Source organism: Flavobacterium sp. CSZ, from assembly GCF_015350725.1.
Taxonomy (GTDB): domain Bacteria; phylum Bacteroidota; class Bacteroidia; order Flavobacteriales; family Flavobacteriaceae; genus Flavobacterium.
The window spans coordinates 26,119-47,087 of the sequence record NZ_JADKPQ010000032.1 but is presented as its reverse complement, the minus strand read 5'-3'; the positions used below and the strand labels follow the sequence as shown (position 1 = coordinate 47,087).

Annotated in this window: 16 protein-coding genes and 1 pseudogene; 6 read left to right on the top strand and 11 right to left on the bottom strand. The window is 34.3% G+C overall.

Annotation, left to right across the window (positions count from 1 at the left end; all coding sequences use genetic code 11):
• The 5 genes and pseudogenes from IRZ78_RS24855 to rpsF form a co-directional block, all read right to left on the bottom strand.
• Positions 1 to 6,147, bottom strand: a pseudogene (locus IRZ78_RS24855) (hypothetical protein); the annotation flags it as partial.
• A 1,238-nt stretch (positions 6,148 to 7,385) separates the two neighbouring features.
• On the bottom strand, positions 7,386 to 7,859 hold the full coding sequence (locus tag IRZ78_RS24850) for a DUF6495 family protein (protein ID WP_194620053.1): 474 nt from the start codon (positions 7,857 to 7,859) through the stop codon (positions 7,386 to 7,388).
• A gap of 146 nt (positions 7,860 to 8,005) precedes the next feature.
• Positions 8,006 to 8,446 (bottom strand): 50S ribosomal protein L9, encoded by a 441-nt coding sequence (rplI, locus tag IRZ78_RS24845; protein WP_194620052.1) that lies wholly within the window; start codon positions 8,444 to 8,446, stop codon positions 8,006 to 8,008.
• A 66-nt stretch (positions 8,447 to 8,512) separates the two neighbouring features.
• The gene (gene rpsR, locus IRZ78_RS24840; RefSeq protein WP_002987043.1) at positions 8,513 to 8,809 is read right to left on the bottom strand and encodes a 30S ribosomal protein S18; all 297 of its coding nucleotides are present in this window, start codon (positions 8,807 to 8,809) and stop codon (positions 8,513 to 8,515) included.
• Between the two features lie 5 nt (positions 8,810 to 8,814).
• Entirely contained in the window at positions 8,815 to 9,156 is a 342-nt protein-coding gene (gene rpsF, locus IRZ78_RS24835; protein WP_007810575.1) for a 30S ribosomal protein S6, read from the bottom strand.
• A gap of 177 nt (positions 9,157 to 9,333) precedes the next feature.
• Between rpsF and IRZ78_RS24830 the strand changes: the two genes are divergently transcribed.
• Positions 9,334 to 10,032 carry a LytTR family DNA-binding domain-containing protein gene (locus tag IRZ78_RS24830; protein ID WP_065449575.1) on the top strand — a complete coding sequence of 233 codons (699 nt, stop codon included), beginning with the start codon at positions 9,334 to 9,336 and terminating at the stop codon, positions 10,030 to 10,032.
• 1 nt (position 10,033) lies between these two features.
• Here the strand turns inward: IRZ78_RS24830 and priA are convergent, their stop codons facing one another.
• The 5 genes from priA to nadC all read right to left on the bottom strand — a co-directional run bounded on the left by priA (position 10,034) and on the right by nadC (position 15,586).
• Entirely contained in the window at positions 10,034 to 12,484 is a 2,451-nt protein-coding gene (priA, locus tag IRZ78_RS24825; RefSeq protein WP_194620050.1) for a primosomal protein N', read from the bottom strand.
• 27 nt (positions 12,485 to 12,511) lie between these two features.
• Positions 12,512 to 13,258 (bottom strand): subclass B1 metallo-beta-lactamase, encoded by a 747-nt coding sequence (gene bla-B1-FLAV, locus IRZ78_RS24820; protein WP_194620048.1) that lies wholly within the window; start codon positions 13,256 to 13,258, stop codon positions 12,512 to 12,514.
• A 15-nt stretch (positions 13,259 to 13,273) separates the two neighbouring features.
• Positions 13,274 to 13,702, bottom strand: a complete 429-nt coding sequence (locus tag IRZ78_RS24815; protein WP_194620046.1) for a DUF2147 domain-containing protein — start codon at positions 13,700 to 13,702, stop codon at positions 13,274 to 13,276.
• A complete protein-coding gene (locus IRZ78_RS24810) occupies positions 13,699 to 14,628 on the bottom strand; it encodes a YihY/virulence factor BrkB family protein (RefSeq protein ID WP_194620043.1) in 930 nt (309 codons plus the stop codon). Before IRZ78_RS24810 ends, IRZ78_RS24815 begins: the two co-directional genes overlap by 4 nt.
• Positions 14,629 to 14,728: 100 nt before the next feature.
• Complete coding sequence (gene nadC / locus IRZ78_RS24805; RefSeq protein ID WP_194620041.1) at positions 14,729 to 15,586, bottom strand: carboxylating nicotinate-nucleotide diphosphorylase; 858 nt, start codon at positions 15,584 to 15,586, stop codon at positions 14,729 to 14,731.
• Between the two features lie 291 nt (positions 15,587 to 15,877).
• Here nadC and IRZ78_RS24800 point away from each other — a divergent pair, with 291 nt between their 5' ends.
• Positions 15,878 to 17,035 (top strand): DNA alkylation repair protein, encoded by a 1,158-nt coding sequence (locus IRZ78_RS24800; RefSeq protein ID WP_228520614.1) that lies wholly within the window; start codon positions 15,878 to 15,880, stop codon positions 17,033 to 17,035.
• A gap of 39 nt (positions 17,036 to 17,074) precedes the next feature.
• Here IRZ78_RS24800 and IRZ78_RS24795 read toward each other — a convergent pair whose 3' ends face one another.
• On the bottom strand, positions 17,075 to 17,356 hold the full coding sequence (locus IRZ78_RS24795) for a hypothetical protein (protein WP_194620039.1): 282 nt from the start codon (positions 17,354 to 17,356) through the stop codon (positions 17,075 to 17,077).
• Between the two features lie 240 nt (positions 17,357 to 17,596).
• Here IRZ78_RS24795 and IRZ78_RS24790 point away from each other — a divergent pair, with 240 nt between their 5' ends.
• The 4 genes from IRZ78_RS24790 (at position 17,597) to IRZ78_RS24775 (ending at position 20,802) form a co-directional block, all read left to right on the top strand.
• Complete coding sequence (locus IRZ78_RS24790) at positions 17,597 to 18,478, top strand: pirin family protein (protein WP_194620037.1); 882 nt, start codon at positions 17,597 to 17,599, stop codon at positions 18,476 to 18,478.
• Positions 18,479 to 18,480: 2 nt separating this feature from the next.
• On the top strand, positions 18,481 to 18,876 hold the full coding sequence (locus IRZ78_RS24785) for an OsmC family protein (protein WP_194620035.1): 396 nt from the start codon (positions 18,481 to 18,483) through the stop codon (positions 18,874 to 18,876).
• Between the two features lie 6 nt (positions 18,877 to 18,882).
• Complete coding sequence (locus IRZ78_RS24780; RefSeq protein ID WP_194620033.1) at positions 18,883 to 19,167, top strand: GNAT family N-acetyltransferase; 285 nt, start codon at positions 18,883 to 18,885, stop codon at positions 19,165 to 19,167.
• 219 nt (positions 19,168 to 19,386) lie between these two features.
• Positions 19,387 to 20,802 (top strand): adenosine deaminase, encoded by a 1,416-nt coding sequence (locus tag IRZ78_RS24775; RefSeq protein WP_194620031.1) that lies wholly within the window; start codon positions 19,387 to 19,389, stop codon positions 20,800 to 20,802.
• Positions 20,803 to 20,969 lie beyond the last annotated feature (167 nt).

Below are 20,969 nucleotides of genomic sequence, written 5' to 3'. Positions count from 1 at the left end.
GCAAGTTGTAGCAGCATCTTTTATGGCTCCATAATAAATTGTTCCATTAACTAATGCTGTTGTCGGGTCTAATGATGTTCCACCTGCAGGCGCAAGATACCATACTACATTGGCCTCATTTGCCTGAAGATTAGCAACAGTTGGTACATTGCTCAAACAAAAATTCTGAGGATTACTATTAGAAGTTGGAGTCGCTGGATCATTAACTATTACAGTAGCTGCTTTAAGTTCTCCGTTTTTATTTTGACATGTATTGTCGCTTGTAACAGCTACATAATAAGTAAGAGGGCTCATCGCAGTTGTTAAACCTGATACAGTTAAAACTCCTGTAGTGCTAACCGCATAAGTAACACCACTCACAGTTCCATTTAAAATAGGCTGTGTTTTATTAGCATCTAAATACCAAAAGAAAACCGGACTGGCTAATGCTGTCGTTGGTGTTAAGACTGCAGGCATACCCAAACAAACAGAAGCGTTATTTACATCAATATCCGATTCAAGAGAACTTGGTAAGATTGTAAATGTCACTTGTTTTCTGTCCGCAGGTGCAGTTTCACAATATTCATCTGCACTCACACCTACATAATAAGTATAAGTTCCAGGAGCTAATCCATTTACTACTAATTTAGAAGTGGTTTCACCCGCTATTAACTGACTTGTCGTTCCATTGAAACTATACCAATAGTATATTGGGTTAGTAAGAGTTGGTACTCCATTTAAAACTGCATCTAAAGTTACTGTTCCTGTTTCAGAACAAATTATAGTACCAGGTCCTCCGTTTATTGTTACGTTTGCTATAGCAGTCGCAGGAGTAGTTGCTCTAACAACAACTGTTACCTCACCTCTTTCTAAAGCTGCACAACCGTAACGAATTGGCTGAATATAATATTTATAAGTACCCGCTGCCAAAGTAGCAGGAAGTGTGTACGTTTGACCAGTGGTTAAAGGAGTTCCTCCAATAGGAGTATCATACCAGGCGTAATCCGCACAAGATTTTGGCGGAACCGTGAGCGTAATTGCTGCTCCCGGACAAACTGTAATTTTATTATCCGGATCGCCTCCAATGACTTGAGTATTGGTTACACGATCAATAGTATGCACTCTAAGCTGATCTAAAACATTTGCTGCCCCGCCTAAAGTAATCACTACTCGATCATAAGGTTGTGTTTGAGGCGCAACAATTGTCATCGCCATAGTATCTCCTGCAAGCAATTTTAAGGTCAACAAACTTCCATTATCACCTTGTATTGGGGGACCAACAGCAATATTTCCTGAATAAAGCTGAATATTAAGTCCTGAAAGTACACCAAGACTTAAAAGAGTTCCGGGTTTAGAAATTGTAATTCGTAAACTATCTCCCACCATAGATGGTGTTCTAAAAGTTGCTGCTAACTCAGCATTGGCAAGTACTCCTACTCCATTAAACATTGTAGCATAAGTAGCAACATCTCCATCGGCTACATTCCAAGGGTTAGAAACTCCTACAGTAGCAGTTAACACCCCAAGTCCTGCCAATTCTTTTGCACCAGAGAAAATATCTTCGATATCGCCTTGACCACAAGCAATTTGTGTTACTTGTTTTTTATAGTAAGCATCATAAACATTAATGTTTTGTGCTACACTTAAAACAGATCCTAGCTGAACCCTGATACCATCATAATCCTGAACTCCTGAAGTATTAGAAGGAACAAATGTATATTCGAATGAATTTTGACCTGGCAATAAAGTTAATAATGATCCTGACACAGATTGTAAAGTTCCAATATCAACAGGATTGTTAGATCCATCACGTTTTGTTCCTATAACCGAAATACTTCCTCCTACCGCAAGTAAACTGTTTTGTAAACCTAGTTTAACTGTTACCGGAGTTCCTTTAGCTATAGTGGTTGGCCATTGCAGATTTTGCCATGTAGTTCCAATACCTAAAAGTCCTAAACCTGTAGTTATTGTTGAATAAGTACTTGGATCAATATCTACTGCCAAAGGTCCGTTTGTTACAGCTCCGGTAATAATTGATCCTGATAATTCACTATTAGCATATACTCTTTCTAATAATGTATCGCAAGTAGCGGGATCAATAACACTAATGGTTACTGTCTGGCTGGTAGTACAAGTTCCATTTGCATTAGTAGCGACTACTGTATAAGTAAAAATACCAACAGTATTAAGTGGCCCAACAGTATTTGAAGGCAATAAATTCCCTTGTTGATCATACCATGCAATTGTTCCGTTTGATGTTGCATTCAATGTAACTGAAGAATCTTTTATAACAGCTATTGAACTGGTTACACCTGTTAGTGTTGGTAACTGATTTATTGTTACCACTACCGGTAACTTCACAGATGGACAATCAATACCTGCTGTTTGAGCCTGAATAAAATAAGTCCCATCAGCAACAATATTTGCAGCCGCGTCATCTGTAATTGGATTATTTGAAGCATCAAAGAAAGTATAAATAGTATTTCCTGATGTATCAAAATTTGTAATAGCATCTCTTAAATTTACTTTAGCACAACCAGCAAATGGGGTTGCAACTGTTAAAGCTGAACCAGCAGGATAATTTACTACTACTTCTTTTAAAGTTCCGTTTACATTCTCGCAAGTTCCTCCGTTAAGAACAGATACATAATAAGTATAAGGTGAATTAGCGGCAGTAAGACCACTTATTGTAAATGCTCCCGTTGTAGGATCTTTTACATAAGTTACTCCCGCTGAAGTACCCGTAGTAATTTCTTGTGTTTTATTTTGATCCGTGTAATATTTAAATGTTGCTCCCACTAAAGCAGATGTTGGAGCTAATACAATTCCTCCCCCACAAGAAGCAGTTAAAGGACTTGCAATTGTAATATCTGCAGCTGTTGGTATAGATAATACATTAACCGTAACAGGCTGACGAACACTATTAATACAAGTTCCGCCTCGAGTTGCTTCTAAATAATAAATGGTAGTAGCAGTTAATGGAAGTGTTGGGCTGACAGCCACAATATTTCCTCCTGTTGGAGCATCGTACCATGTAAATGTTTGAGTTCCTGTAGACGAAGCAGCTAATGTTGCTGTTTGTCCAGCACAAATTGGCGCTGCTGCTCCGGTTATTGTAGCATTTGGAAATCTATAAGAAGCGCCATAAATGTTTACAGTAGTTAATAAACCAACTAATGCCCCTAATCTAATATCTACTCTATCGAATGCAGCAGTTGTTGGGTAACTCACTTTAAACTTGTTTCCTGACAATATTTGTAAATTTAATAAACTATTGTTTACTGCAAGTCTGCCTGGATTTTCCACTCCTCCTAAAGAAGTTCCTATACTTACAGATCCCAGCAATGCAATATCAGCAAGACCGCCTGGTAATTCTAATTCAACATCAATAATATCTCCCGCCTGACCAGGTGTTAGAAAATTTAATTGTTGTTCTATATATGAATTAAGTACTCCCGCAGTTATAGTCAAAGAAGAAAATGTATTTGGATTTCCGTCAACAGCATTAGGCCCGTTAACGCCATTACATAAAACACATAATAAACCAGGGTCAACCGTTATTGCTTGTGTGCTTGGCTGTAAACAAGTACTAACCGTATTGGTTACCATCACATTAATCACAGCTCTTGAAGTACTTTTACAATCCGATATATTTACAGCTTCAACATAAAACGTTTGATTTGCTGTCAAGATCGGAGTATTATATGTACTACTACCAGTACCTTGTAAGAGAGTTCCTCCTGTTGGAGCATCATACCAAAAATATGAAACCCCGGGGCTACTTACAACAGACAGCTGTACATTCTGGCCTGACTGAATAATAACATTCGAATTTACAGGAACAGGTGCCGAAGGTCTTGGATTTACATTAACATTGACAGGTGTACGAGTTGTACTTACACAACTTCCAATTACAGCTTCAACATGATAAGTAGTAGGAGCAGTTAAATTTGGTGTGGTGTAAGAAGTACCTGTAAATACAAGATTCCCTCCAGTAGCGGCATCATACCATCTATAAGTAGTACCTGCAACAGGTGATTGAATCGTTATTGTTGTTGACTCTTCACTACATAAATTTAAAGGAGAAGCCACAACTGTTGCTGGAGCTACAGGATTACTTACTGTAACAGCAACAGCGTTTCTTTCACTATTTACACAAGTACCACGAGTAACTTCTACATAATAAGTAGCATCAGCAGTCAAAGCTGGAGTTGTATAAGATGGCACACTGCTCAATAAATTTCCGCCTGTTAAAGCATCATACCATTTGATTGTTTCGTCCAAAGCTAAATTAGCTGTCAAAGTTGTAGTTTGTCCACCACAAATTGCAGTATTCCCTGTTATTGCAGGTGTTTTATATCTATACGTTGCCTGATAAATATCTAAACTAGTCAAAACTGTTACTACAGCCCCAAATCTAATTTCTACACGATCAAAATTTGCACCGGCAACAATACTTGCTTTAAATCTGTTTCCGGATAATAATTGCAAAGTAACCAATGGATTATTTATAAATTTTCTGTCTCCATTATAGGTCGCTCCATTATAGGTCGCTAAACTCACGCCTCCTAATAACGAAACGTCGGCAATACCTCCAGGTAATGCCAATTCTACATCTACTATGTCCCCAGTTTTTCCAGGGTTATTAAATTGAAGCGTCTGCTGAATCCATCCGTTGAGCAAACCTGCCGGAAGAGTTAATCGGGCTGATGTAGCACTATTTCCATCTACAGAATTGTTTGGCGTTGTAGAAAAACACAACAAACAAATTCCGTCTTGAGTAGTCTGCTGGCTGTTGGCTTCTAAACAACCACCTAATGCAGCAGGTATAACTGTTACAGGAACAGCAACTCTTGTTGTACTTACGCATTCTCCCGTAAGATTAACCGATTCAACATAATACGTTTTACTTGCTGTTAAAATTGGAGTTGTAAAAGTAGTAGAATTAGCTAGTAATTTTGTTCCCCCTGTTGGAGTATCATACCAATCTAAACCTCCACCTGGCTCAGTTGTCGAAGCACTTAAAGTTGCATTTTGTCCAGAAAGTATCGATACACTTTGTGTTAAAATCGTTGCAGGAGAGGGAACCGGAGTTGAAGTAACATTTACCTGAGTACGAGTCGATTTACATGTTCCAATTGACGCTTCTACATAGAAAGTAGAAATACCTGTAGGAACAGTTGGCGTATATGAACTTCCAGTACTTAGAAGTGTCCCTCCTGTCTGAGCATCATACCAGGAATAAGTTGTTCCCAATACCGGATTTATAACCGATAAATTAGTTGCCTGGGTTGCTCCAGAAGAACAAATAGTTGTGCCGGTAGCACTAATAACAGGTGCTAAAGGCTGAACGACATTAATAGTTACAGGTAATCGCTGATCACTTTCGCAAACACCGTTTCTTGAGGTACTTACATAATAAGTTGTGCTAGCCGTTAATGCTGGCGTAGTATAAGTTCCTACACTCGAAAGTGGTGCAATCGCTGTTGGCGTATCATACCAAGCAACTGTAGTACCAGCTGCAGCTGTGGCAGAGAGCGCTACTGATTGTCCAAAACATACTGATTGTGTTTCTCCGTTAGCAATAGTTGGGCTTGCAAATTGCAAGCGTACATCATAAATTCTTAAATTTGTCAACAAGCTAAGAAATCCTCCAACTTGTATTTTAATTTGATCTGCATCAGCCGTAAGTGTGTATTTAAAAGAACCTCTTGTGTCGCCGGCCAATAACGCCACATTCAACAGTGGATTATTTAATGCAATCACAGGCCCCTCAGTTACTGCAACTGAGTTTTTTGACTGAATACTAATGTTAGACAATAAGTTAACATTTAAAGTAGAATTGGAACCGTAATAAACAACTATTTGATCCCCGGCTTTTGCCATCTGACCAAGAACAAATGTTTCTTGTGCTATACAATTACCCACACCAACCGTATTGGTTAATGAGGAAAAAGTATCCAAACTTGCGTCAATAGCATTATCCGGATTAGTAACACTTGTTCCAATACACAATAAACCACCTCCGGCAGTATTTGTTTGTGAGGTTGGCCGACAAAATGTTTGAGCAAAGTTTTTATTACTCATAAGCAATAAAAACAATAAAAGCCATACGGCCAATAATCTCCTCTGAACGATGAGATCATAAAAAGTAAAAGTTTTTTTCATAATTTGGAAGATTAGAAAATGGACAATAAAATACCTCTTGCGATAAGCACGTATGCTTAGGCAATTTCAAAAAACGTTAAAAATCAACTAATTAAAATGAAATTTAAATTCGTAGTATACTAAGAATGTAAACTGCATTTTGGTAAAAAAATCATGTCATATTGCGTATACCGAAGTATACCAAAGAGCAGTTTTTATTCCTGTAGAATAAAAAATGTCCAGAAAACTTTAGGGAATATTGATCTGAATCAATCTTCCGGAAGGAGTGATTTGTTGCAGGATTAATTTTCATAAAAGAAAATTTAAGTTGAGTAGAACTGGGGGAATTCTTAATATATAGTATGATTCAATATCTATAGAAAGTTGATTAGGCAATCTGTAAATTTTGTTGATTTAGAATTAATTCTAAAAATTGAATCATTGTGTTTCTTAAGGAGCGCTTTCTGAATTTAAAAATATTTAAACACAAGAAAACACTTCACTAACAAAGTCGCCGATTGGGCTTTGAAAATAAAAACCGTGTGTAACTATAAAATTGTTGGAAAAAGTTTGCACACAATAGAAAATCGAATTTCAAAAAAAATCGAGTAATTCTAATACAGATAAAAAACAAAGTCAAAATAATAGGAATAATTAATGCAAACCTGATAAATAGAGTAAATGTCAATTCCATAAGCAAATTAATTAAGTTATTATTTAAATCTTTAGTTTTCGATGAAAGTTGTTTTTTCTATTTAAAATAACAGTACAAAAATCATTTGACTTTTTATGTATTTCAAAAAGTGCAAAACTACTTTGTTTAACTTTTGTATTCTAAAATTAGAAAAAACAAAAATGTAAAACAAGCATAAAATTCTTATTTTTTTAAATTTTAAAAAGACGAGAATCATAAAAAACAATCAAAACATCAGAAAAACCTACAGCTTTAACATAAAAACGACTGTTATAAATATCACAAAAAAAGCTAATCATTTTTTGTTAAATATACAAAAAGTAAGTTTAAGATTACTTTTAAGAATTAGAAATCGATTTAAACGCAACATAAAAAGTTAATTTGAAAAGCAAAACCTACAATTTATTTCAGAAGAAAGAATTCTTTACACTATTCAAAAAAAACAAGTATAAATACGGGGTAAAAAAAACAAAAAAGTTTAAACGAAAGTTAAAATAATAAAAAAAAGGCAAATAATTAAATATCAATCATTTACCTTTTTTTTATAATGTATAGCAACAAAAAATTACGATTCGATAATAGTATTAATTTGAGTAAATAACTGACCATCGCTTAAAAAAGCTCCTTGTTGAATCAATTCAAAAATAGAAGCATTCCTGTCTTCTGTAAATACTTTTTTACCTACCTTCATTTCTATGTTTTCTGTAAACATATTATCGCTTAACCACTGCAAACCATCTTTAGTAAGGAAATCAGTTTCAGGAACCAACGATTTTAAAACTATAGATTGTACATCTTTTTCAAAACACTTAAACAAGAAGATATGGCTTCTGGAGAAATGCTCTAAATACTCTGCTCTTGACAAGACGCCTTCCCAAATTAAATCAGAGAAAACATCCAGTTCTTGCTCAGCCACATCCGGCTTATTTATTTTAATAGAATCCCACTCTGCTTTATCAATGGTTTGTGTAGCTAAAAAATTAGCGAATTCTGCGTGCAATTCATCAAATTGCTCTTTTGTTAGTCTTGCGTATTTCATTTTCTTTTTTAGGCTTTTTATGCCTTACGCTATAAGCTTTAAGCAAGATGCTTTACGCAAATAACTTTAAGTCTGATTAATTATTATTTCCTTTAAACAAAAAAATCCCGATTTGCATCGGGATTTTTGTATAGTATATAAAACTATTACTTTTCAGCAACAATTTCGTATGGTAATTCAACGATTACATCTCTGTGTAAACGCACATTTGCAGTGTATTTACCAGTACGTTTAACAATACCGCTAGTGATGAATTTTCTATCGATTACTTGTCCACCTTTAGCTAAAGCTTCAGCGATATCAATATTCGTGATTGAACCGAATAATTTTTCACCACCTGCTTTTGCGAAAAGTTTAATTTCAATCGCTTTTAAAGTTTCAGCTAACGCTTTTGCATCAGCAACCACTTTAGCTTCTTTGTGAGCTCTTTGTTTTAGGTTTTCAGCCAATACTTTTTTAGCAGAAGGAGTTGCTAAAGAAGCAAAACCCTGAGGGATTAAAAAGTTACGCCCGTAACCAGCTTTTACAGTAACTACATCATCTTTAAATCCTAGATTCTGTACGTCTTGTTTTAAAATAAGTTCCATGTTGTTGTCCTTTATTTGAGAAGTTAGGTTCCATCTTACCGGAAACCAACAACTATTCTTTTAATATTATTTTAATAAATCGGCCACGTATGGCATTAAAGCTAAGTGACGAGCTCTTTTTACAGCTACAGAAACTTTTCTTTGGTATTTTAATGAAGTTCCAGTTAAACGACGAGGAAGAATTTTTCCTTGCTCATTAACGAATTTCAATAAGAAATCAGCATCTTTATAATCGATATATTTGATTCCTGATTTTTTGAAACGACAGTACTTTTTAGTTTTGTTAGTTTCAATGTTTAAAGGCGTTAAATATCTGATATCTCCGTCTTTTTTTCCTTTTGCAGATTGCTCTATTGTAGACATAATAATTAAGCTTTAGTAGATTTTAATTTGGCTCTTCTTCTTTCAGCCCATGAAATAGCATGTTTATCTAAACTTACAGTTAAGAAACGCATAACTCTTTCGTCACGTCTAAATTCAGTTTCAAAAGCAATTAGAACTTCTCCAGCTACTTTGAATTCGAATAGGTGGTAAAAACCACTTTTTTTGTTTTGGATTTCGTAAGCCATTTTTTTCAGACCCCAATCCTCTTTCGATACCATTTCAGCTCCTCTACTAGTAAGAAATTCTTCAAATTTCGTTACTGTTTCCTTCACCTGAACCTCAGATAAAACGGGATTTAAAATGAAAACAGTTTCATAATGATTCATAAATACAATATTTATTTGTTAAAATTGGGTGCAAAAGTAACCATTTAATTTATATATACAACACTTTTTTACTTTTATTCGTTGTAATGTAAAAAATGCAGGCTGTTTTTAGTTTTTTTTACAAAAAAATAATACATTTACTACTGCTATCCTGAATTTATTCTAAATTTTAATGTTATGAAACTAAACTGTGTTGTTGTAGATGATAGTTCTATACAAAGGACCATTATTGCAAAATTAGTTAATAATCACCCAGGTTTGCACTTAATCGGGGATTTTTCTAATGCAATAGAAGCAAAAAGCTGTATTTCTCTAAATAATATCGACTTAATATTTCTTGATATAGAAATGCCTGTTATTAATGGATTTGATTTTCTGGACGGTTTAAAATCTAAGCCGCAAATTATATTTATTACTTCTAAAGCAGAGTATGCTTTAAAAGCTTTCGATTATGACGCAACTGATTATTTGCAAAAACCTATCGCGGTAGATCGCTTTAATGCTTCTGTAAAGAGAGCAATAGATATGCATTTGCTAAAAAAAGATGTAAAAGAAGAAGAGGGCGAACATATATTCATCAAGAGTAACCTTAAAAAACTTAAAATTTTCACCGCAAAAATCAAATGGATTGAAGCTTTTGGAGATTATGTAAGAGTGGTTACCGAAGATGATAGCAATTTGGTACTGTCTACAATGAAATCTTTTGAAAACGATTTATCAAAAGACAAATTTATTCGCGTACACAAGTCTTATATTATCAACATTGATAAGGTAGAACGCTTTAATAGTAAATTTGCTGAAATTGGAATTACTAAAATTCCGCTGAGTCGAAACAAAAAAGAAGATTTAGTCAAAGCATTGTCAACGTCGTCATAATTTAATAAAAATCGACATTAGCAATCACCTTTATAGCTCTGTACTGAGCAACAGCTTCAAAACTATTCAACATTTTCTGGATAGTTTTTTTTGTTCCTATTAAAGGCATATTCTGCGGAATCTTAATCAGGATAGTTCTGATGTATTCATTTCTGATTCTACTGATTGCCGGTTCCTCTGGCCCTAAAACCGGAATTCCCAGGTTTTGACTCAAAACCTGATACAGCCACATAGAACCTTCTTTTAGCTTATCAAATTCACGGTGTTTCAATGTTAGCTTAATAATCCTGAAATAGGGCGGATATTTATAAATCTGACGATCATACAACTGTTCCTTATACATACCCATATAATTATGGTTTGTAACCTGCTGAATGGTATTATGATTTGGATTATAAGTCTGAATAACTACTTTTCCTTGTTTTTCTGACCTTCCTGCTCTTCCTGCCACTTGAGTCATCATTTGAAAGCTTCGTTCGAACGCTCTGAAATCAGGATGATGCAGCATATTATCAGCATTCATGATTCCAACCAAACTTACATTATCAAAATCCAGACCTTTGGCCAGCATTTGTGTTCCTACCAAAATATCAATCTCACGGTTTTTAAACGAATCAATAATTTTTTCGAAACCAAACTTTCCGCGAGTCGTATCCTGATCCATTCTTCCCGTTTTGGCTTTCGGAAAAAGTGATACTAACTCCTGCTCGATTTGCTCTGTACCAAAACCTTTGGTCGTTAAGTCAATACCCGAACAACTATGGCAATGCGTTGGTTTTGCAATTGAATAACCACAATAATGGCAACGCAATTGGTTTTTATGTTTATGAAAAGTCAGACTCACATCACATTGCTGACAATGCGGTACGTGTCCGCAAGTCATACATTCTATAATAGGTGAATATCCACGTCTGTTTTGAAACAAAATTACCTGCTCACCCAAACACAGCGCTTCTGCAATTTCTTCAATTAAAAGATCACTAAAATGCCCTGTCATTCGTTTTCTAAAATGTTTGTCTTTTAAATCGACCAAAACAATTTCAGGCATTCGAACATTATTATAACGTTCTGCAAGCGTAACCAGACCGTATTTATCTGTTTGCGTATTAAAGTAAGTCTCGATACTGGGAGTAGCGGATCCTAACAAAACTTTTGCATTATGAAAATTGGCCAGAACAATAGCCGCATCTCTAGCGTGATATCGCGGTGCAGGATCTGTTTGCTTAAACGTCTGCTCATGTTCTTCATCAACAATTAGCAAACCTAAATTATCAAACGGAAGAAACAAGGCCGACCTTGCTCCTATTACAATTTGAGCTTTTGATGAATTTTCCAGCGTTTGTTTCCAAACCTCAACTCGTTCGTTATTACTGTATTTAGAATGAAAAACAGCCACTTTATCTCCAAAATGAAGTCGTAAACGCGATACCAGTTGAGTAGTAAGTGCTATTTCAGGCAACAAATACAAGACTTGTTTTCCTGTCAATAAATACTCTTCAATTAACTTGATATAAATTTCTGTTTTCCCACTAGAGGTAACCCCATGAAGCAAACACACTTCTTTATCTAAAAAGCTATTTTTAATAGATTCAAAAGCAGTATTCTGAGCTTCACTTAGCAACAATTGCTTCTCAGTTGCCTGTCCTGTAAATAAAACACGATCTTGCTGCAAAAGATATTCTTCGAAAATTTCTTTATCAATTAAAGCTTTTACCGTAGCAGAAGTTGAATTCGAAATCTCAACGAGTTTTTTCACAGTAATAGGTTTCTTTTCAGAAGCCATAAGCTGAAAATAAGCCAGAACAATTTCCTTTTGTTTATTGGCACTTTTTAAAACTTCCAGCAATTCTCCGAGACCATGATCTGATTCGTATTTAGCATGCAGCTTTACGTACCGAACCAATTTTGGCTTATAACTTTCTTTTATTTCTTCCTCTAAAACAATAATATCTTTTGACATTAATTTTTGAAGAATCGGAAAAATATTCTTTTTGTTTAAAATAGAAGCAATTTCACCAACCTTAAGCGAGCTTTGATGATGCAAGGCTTCGTAAATTAAAAATTCATCATCAGAAAGCTCAGAATCATTTACTACTGTATCCGGCTTATGCGAAACTACAGTTTCACTTTCTAATAATAATCCTGTTGGAAAAGCCCCACGATACACGTCGCCAATTCCGCACATATAATAAGTTGCTACCCAAAGCCAGTGTTTGATCTGGATTTCGGTTGCAATAGGTTTTTCGTCTAATATTTGATGAATTTCTTTGGCATCATATAAGCTTGGTTCGTTTTGATGAATATCAATTACCAACGCTGTATATATTTTACTTTTACCAAAAGGTACCGCAACTCGCATTCCTTTTTTAATGAAATGAAATTCGGCCTCAGAAATACGATAAGTAAAGGTTTTAGCTAAGGAAAGCGGTAGAACAACTTCGACAAAAAACATGTGGATATTTTATTAAGATTTCAAGGATTATTTTTTATCAGAAGCTTTTGCAGCATTATATTCCTTAACTAATTTTAAAGTATGTTTTAAAGAATTTAGATCTTTCCAGCCATCATGACCGGTAATAATATATTTAGGATTTTTAAATTTTGTCTCTACTTTTTTAATCGACTTTTCCCATTCTTTTACATCGGCATCACCTAAATAACCCAAATCTTTTGCTTCGGTACTTTTAATAAAACAACCTCCGTAAAGTACTTTTTCTTTATTGAACCAAACCACAACGTTATCCTGAGCATGACCTTTACCCGGATAATAAACCTCAAAAGTGTGCTGCCCTACAGTAAAAGTCGTATCATTTGGGATTATAAATTGAGCTCTTTTTTCATTGTTTTTCTGCAGAATCTCGTCTGTCAATTTTATTGTATAGGTTTTTATTCCTTTTTGTCTGTAAAAATCCAAACCTCCTGCCCTGTCTTCATGAGAATGCGTTGCAAAATGCATCACAACCTCTTTATGATGCCTTGCCTTTATACTGTCTAACAAAGGCTGAAACTGCGTTTTGTCCCAAGGCGCGTCAAACAAGACAATACCTTTATTAGTAACAAGATACAATGCATTTGCAGAAATCAGAGTTCCTTTATAATCATGAAAGGTTTTATAAACATAAAAGTCACCTGTAAGATGACTTATTTGTAATGGCGAATTCTTAGATTGTCCGAAACTACTGGATAGTACTCCTAAGAATAAAAGTATTGATGCTAACTTTCGCATTTTATTGTAATGATATTAATTCTTCACTCTCGTCCAATATTGGGTTCTTCCCATAATAGAAATCCCAACATAACCTCGTAATTTAAGTTTATCAGCAGATTCAAGTGTTATATAACATTTGTATTTTTTGCCGCTTGTAGGATCAAAAATAGTTCCTCCGCTATATTCATCACCGTCTTTTTTAAGTCCATTAATGATGTTTAATCCTAAAATTGGTTTGTTTTTATCTGTCCCTTCACATTTTGTACAAACATCTTTTTTATGATCCGCACGAAGTATCTCTACCACCTTACCGTACACTTTTCCTGACTTTTCGTAAATCTCTACAACAGATTTTGCTTCTCCGGTTTCATCGTCAATTGTTTTCCATTTTCCAATAACACTTTGAGCCTGAATGCTCAATGCAAAGAAAAAAACACCAATCGTTAACATCCAATTTTTCATAATATTATTTGTTTTTTTTGTTTTAATTTTCTGATAGAAGCATTCAATTCGAATCCCAAAAGCAGAATCATACAGTTTATCCAAATATAAAACATTAGAATCAATAATGTACCAATTGAGCCGTAAAGTTCGTTGTATTTTGAGAATTTTATAACCCAAATCCCAAAAAAGAACGAAGATATAACAATTAATATGGTCGTAAAAACAGATCCGATGCTTATAAAAGGTACTTTATTATATTGCTTTGTACCATAACGCAATAATATTGAAGTTGTTATCAAAATCATTAAAACAACAAACAAATATCGGCCCAAAATAATCAGCGGAATACGATCACTCAGCACATCCTGAATAATTGTTTTTTGAATCAATACCTCAAAAACAACAATTGTAGCTACCGTTATAAACAATATAATGGTCATAACAAGCGAAATGGCCAGCGCTACTAAATATTGACTAAACCAACCTCGTTTATCAAAAACATGTTTCGAAGATTCAAAACCGCTTAAAATTCCGTTAATACCATTGGCCATCAAAAAAATAGAAAGCAAAAAACCTGATGATAACAATCCGGAATGACTATTGTTCAAAATATCACTAATGATTTTATTAATAGCGTCATATGTATTTGGCGGAACGCTTTGCTGCACAAACTGCAAAAAATCTCCCTGAAAATTATCTATAGGAATAAACGGAATCAAGTTCAGAATAAATAAGGCAAAAGGAAACAATGCCATAAAAAAACTAAACGAAACCGCACTCGCATGATACGAAAATGCCCCGTCGATAATACCAATCGTATACATTTCGAGCAAATCGTATAACGAGAAACCTTCCAGCCAAGGTAGTTTTATTCTCTTTAACAATCGGACAAGAGAACGCACTACAGGAATCTTTTCAATCCGATCTTCTATCTCTTGAGACATATTTTTTTTGATTTTAGATTGTTGAGTTCAGATTTTAGATTTAAAATCAAACTTAATAGTTTTTCTAACCTAACTCATAACTTATAACTCAAAACTTCACTTAAAAAGCCTTCAAACTCAAATCCATGTTGTAAACCGAATGTGTCAAAGCGCCTGATGAAATATAATTTACACCACACAGGCCATATTCGCGAATCGTTTTTTCGTTGATATTTCCCGAAGATTCTGTCTGGCATTTTGAACCAATTAACTGAACAGCCGTTTTGGTATCTTCATAATTAAAGTTATCAATCAAAATTCTGTGCACTCCGTCACTTAAAAGAATTTCACGAATTTCATCCAGATTTCTGGCTTCCACAATAATTTTAAGATCTAAATTATTGGCTTTCAAATACTCCTTTGTTTTCTTTATTGCCAAAGTAATTCCGCCGGCAAAATCAATATGATTGTCTTTTAGCATGACCATATCATACAAAGCAAAACGATGATTTTCGCCACCTCCTATTTTTACAGCCCACTTTTCAGCAACTCTAAAATTTGGAGTCGTTTTACGCGTATCTAATATTTTAGCGCCTGTACCCTCCAGAAGCTGCATAAGATAATCTGTTTTGGTAGCTATTGCAGACATACGTTGCATGGTGTTCAAAACTACTCTTTCTGACTTTAGAATAGATTGTGAACTTCCTGAAACTTCAAAAACTACATCTCCGTATTCTACATGCGTTCCGTCTTCTATATAAGTCTTAACTTTTAGCTTTGGATCTACATATTCAAATATCATTTTTGCAAGTGCAACGCCCGCAATAATTCCCTGATCTTTTACCAATAATTTAGCCTGGCCATGCGCCGTTTCAGGAATACACGCCAATGAACTATAATCGCCTGTGCCTACATCTTCGCGAATTGCATTGCTAATTAATAGTTGTAATTCGGTTTGAAATTGTACTTCGCTAATCATTTTTCTTAAATTTTATGAGATGCTAAAGTAGGACATATTTTGTGGATTTGAAAGTTTACTGTCTGTGAAAAATTTCTTAGTTGCAAAAAGACTAATCTAAATTAAAAGGAAAACGTTTATTTTTTAAACACATAGAAACATAGATCTTTAGTTCTGCTAAAAGGCGTTTCACTTACATTAATTCACATAGCTGATGCGTGCAGCTATGTGTTAAAATCTAGATTTTTTTTTAATCCCTTTTATATATAATTTAAAATTCTATGTTTCTATGTGTTTAAAATTTTACATAGAATGTTTAATATTAAATTAGAAACATTAAATATCTTTGAGGTTCATTCAAATAAAATCATGGGCTTAATTAAAGATATTTACTCGGTTACTTTTTACGAAAAATTTGGTCAGGCTGTGGCCGAAGTACATCCAACATTCGATAAACAAAAATTCATTGACGCCATTTATAAAGGCGATTTCGCCCAAAAAGAATGGAAGGATCGTATGAAACATACCACCGTTGTACTGCATCAATTTATGCCTCAAAATTTTCCTGAAGCCGTTGCTTTAATTGATAAAATCATTGAAAATTTAAAGAAAAATAATTATACAGATAGTAATCTTGCTTTCATTTTCTTTGCTGACTATATCGAAATGTATGGCTTAGATGATTTCAAAACTTCGGCGAAAGCCTTTGTTTCCATAACTCAATTTATAAGCTGCGAATTTGCCGTTCGCCCTTTCGTTTTAAAATACAAACAAGAAATGATTAACGAAATGATTAAATGGTCATTGCATGAAAATCATCACGTTCGTCGATTATCAAGTGAAGGAAGCCGACCAAGATTACCCTGGGCGATGGCGATTCCGTTCCTGAAAAAAGATCCAACTTCGATCCTGCCGATTTTAGAAAACCTAAAAAACGATCCATCGGAATATGTCCGCCGAAGCGTTGCCAATAACCTGAATGATATTGCAAAAGATAATCCGCAAATCGTATTAGAAATTGCAAAAAAATGGCGTGGAAAAAGCCCTGAAACAGACGGAATCATCAAACACGGCGCTCGTACTTTACTAAAACAAGGTCATCCTGAAATCCTGAGTCATTATGGTTTAGAAAGTACTAACATTGAACTCTCTAATTTTGAAATCAAAACGCCTGTTGTGAAAATTGGAGATTATCTGCAGTTTCAATTTGATTTAAATAATAAAAATAACGAAGCTAAAACAGTTCGTTTAGAATATGCCGTTCATTACAAAAAAGCAAAAGGACATTTGGCTAAAAAAGTCTTTAAAATCAGTGAGAAAACCTATCAACCCAATCAATTAATTAAGGTCGATCGCAATCAGTCTTTTAAGATTATTACCACTCGAGTTTTTCATACCGGAATACATCAATTGTCGATTATTATTAATGGTACTGAGAGTGAGGTTTTGGAATTTGAATTAATTAGTTAAGTTTTTTAAAGACTATTTCAACTCCGTTACAGCCTAATCTCATATATTATTATTCATTCCTATTTCGTCAATTGCCGTAACATCAATTTTATTCTTTCTAATTAATTTAATACTTAATTTCACTAAAAAATATAAAACAAGTACATATAATACAAAACAAATAAAAAATCCAATCGCATAACCTGGAGCACCTATCGCTCCACTTTCGAATTTTTTCTTGCAGTTTTCAAGTTGGATTGGAAATGCATAAAAAGCAGGAAAGCAAAGTAAAATTATTAATAGTAATATTATAATACCAGTTATTTTTTTCAATGTTTTCATCTATATTTTGAGTTCAAAGTTCTGATTGTTCGTTGCTAACTTTGCGAAAGTATAATATTATCTATTTCCATTTTTAAATTTTCTTTTCAAATGCATTTAAATTTAACCAATACAATAAAATAACTTCGGTGGTTTTTCTTATTTTTATAAAACTAAAATCTAAAAACAAATTTTCTTAATCTAAATTAAGTTACAGATCTCTATTCCTGCTGTAATTTTGCTTCAACTAAAACGAATACCATGTCAAATATCAGTTTAATTATCGAAGAACGTGCTGCCAATATTGGCAATTTTATGGTAGGCAGATTATTGCCTTTCCGCGAAAAAAGAGCTGTTGGACCATTTGTCTTTATCGATCATATGGGACCTGCACATTTAAGTGATCATGAAAATATGGATGTACCGCCACATCCGCATATCGGACTTTCTACTCTTACTTTTTTGTTTGAAGGAAGTATCATGCATCGCGACAGTTTAGGAACCGAATTAGAAATAAAACCAGGTGCCGTAAACTGGATGACGGCCGGAAAAGGAATCGTACATTCTGAAAGAACGCCTGAATATTTAAGACATTCAGACAAAATGCTTCATGGATTGCAAATTTGGGTCGCATTGCCAAAAGAACTGGAACAAATGGATCCTAATTTTACGCATGTTGAAGCAGATGATATTCCGGCTTGGGAAGAAGATGGTGTTTCGTATAAATTAATTGCCGGAGAAGCATTCGGTAAAAAATCTCCTGTTTCGGTTTATAGTCCGCTATATTTTATAGAAATCAAAAGTACCGAAGCCAAAAAAATAAATATTGGTAATCATTTATTTGGCGAAAGCGGTTTATATATTCTTGAAGGAAGTATTAAAAGCGGTGAACACGTTTATGATCCCAAACAGATTCTTATTACAAACGATAGTACTTTATGTGAGTTTGAAATTTCTGAAAATTCTACCGTTTATATTTTTGGAGGAACTCCGTTTCCTGAAGAACATTTTATCTTTTGGAATTTCGTTTCCTCAGATAAAAACCTACTCGAAAAAGCAAAAAAAGACTGGACCGAACAAACTTTCCCTAAAGTTCCCGGAGAAACCGAATTTGTGCCTTTACCAGAACCAAGAATTAAATAAATATGGACACGATATCAGCAAAAATAGATACTCGTTTGTATCGAACGGAAATAACATCCGCCAGCGAAAATGTTTTAATTTCAGATGAACCTCAGGAATTAGGAGGCAAAAATTTAGGTTTAAATCCAACCGAACTTTTAGCTGCATCATTAGCTTCTTGCACCGTAATTACTTTGAGAATGTACATTAATCGTAAACAATGGAACGTATCAGAAATAAATGTAAAAATTGATTTTGAAAGAGATTCTGAACGAAGTGTATCAGTATTCACCCGAAAAATCGAAGTAATTGGTGAAGTCGACGAAACACAAAGACAGCGACTAGAAACGATTGCCAACAGTTGCCCAATACATAAAACATTAACGCATTCAATCGAAATTAAAACCACATTAATATAACTATTCATGGAAATTCAACAAACAAACGATACAAGAAGAGGCTATTTTGAAGCCATAGAAGACGGAAAAGAAGCAGGAAAAATGACATACACTTGGGCTGGAGATTCAAAATTCATCATTGATCATACCGAAGTTAGTCCTGATTTTAATGGAAAAGGTGTTGGCAAAAAACTGGTTATGGCTGCCGTAGAATATGCCAGAGCTAACAATGTAAACATTATTCCGCTTTGTCCTTTTGCAAAAAGTGTTTTTGATAAGGTAGAAGAAATTCATGATGTGCTTTTTTCTTAAGGTACTAAGATTCTAAGGTTTTTAAACCGCAAAGCGCGCAAAGAATTACACAAAGTTCGCAAAGTTTTTTTAGACAAAGCTTTGCGAACTTTGCGTTTGTATTAAGTCTTGCATATCTAAAAACCTTGCGTTCTTTGCGGTAAAATTCACCACGCCAAAAAATCAATTTTAAAATCTCCGCAGAAACTTGTATATTTGCATGTAATTTAAACTTAGAGTATGACGAGGATAATTACACTTTTCTGTTTTTTCATAGCACAAATCGGCTTTTCTCAAACGGCTGAAAATTATTTAAATAAAAACAGAAATAACGAAGCTCTCTTAACAGCTTTTTTTCAACAAATGCCTAAGGGCGGCGATTTACACCATCATTTTTCGGGATCAGTTTACGCAGAACCTCTTTTGGAAAGAGCAATTGAAGAAGATTTTTATTTGAATTTAGAAACTATGGCGGTTTCTAAAACAAAACCTGAAAAAGGAAACTGGGAAAGATTTTCATCTCTTAAAGAAAAAGAAAAACTAGAGTATTACGAGCAGCAAATTATGCAGACTTGGTCTGTTAAGGATTATAATGGTGCTGTTCCTTCTGACGATCAGTTTTTTGATTCTTTCATGAAATTTGAATCTACTATTACAGGTCATTTTGCAGAAGGAATGCTCGAACTAAAAAAACGTGCTATTGCTGAGAATGTAAGTTATATCGAAACACAATTATCAACGATTCCGTGCGAGATGAACGTTTCTGATTTAACCGATTTCAACTCAAAATTACGTCAGGCAGCAACCCAAAGAGATGAAAAAGCAGTTCTGAAACTTTTAGACGAATTGTACAAATCGATTCAGAAGAAAGATGCTAAAAAATACGCTTTAGATTTCAATACTAATTTCATTGCCAAACTACATAAAGACTTAAAAATTGATGATGATCGTTTTACCATGCGTTATCAAAACTTTGTGTTGCGTTTTATGGATCCGGTTGATTTATTCAAGAATCTTACCATTGCTTTTATCTCTGCAAACAACAGTAAACTGGTTGCTGGCGTTAACATCGTTTCTCCGGAACATGGCGAAAATTCGATGAAAGATTATTGGTTGCACATGTTGATGTTTAAATATTGTCACTCAAAATATCCAGACGTAAAATATACGCTTCATGCCGGAGAATTGACTTTAGGATTGGTTCAACCAGAAGATTTAACCTGGCACATAAACGATGCGATTTACGTTGCCGGAGCTAACAGAATTGGTCATGGAGTTGATATTGCATACGAAGCAAACTCATACGATTTATTGCGTTATATGGCGAAAAACAATATTCCGATTGAGATCAACTTAACGAGTAATGAGTTTATCCTGAAAGTGAAAGAAAACAGACATCCGTTTACACTTTACAAAGAATTTAATGTGCCAATCGTGATTAGTACAGACGATGCCGGAATATTAAGAACCAATATGACGGAGCAATATGTTTTGCTTGCTAAAAGATATACTGATGTTTCATACGCGACTATAAAACAATATGTTTACAACAGTATCAATTATAGTTTTATTCAGGATGCATCGGTAAAAAAACAATTATTGAAAGATTTGGATGCAAGATTTAAAACTTTTGAAGCTAAATTTTCTAAGAATTAAAACGGCCAATCTGTGCGAGATTGTACACGGATTTAAACAGGTTGAAACGGATTAACGCAGATTTTTTATATCAGAATATTTAAAAAAAATCTGCCAAATCTGCCAAATCTGCGAGAAAAAATTAGCTCCCGCAGATTTAGCAGATCGAGCAGATAAAAACTCAATAA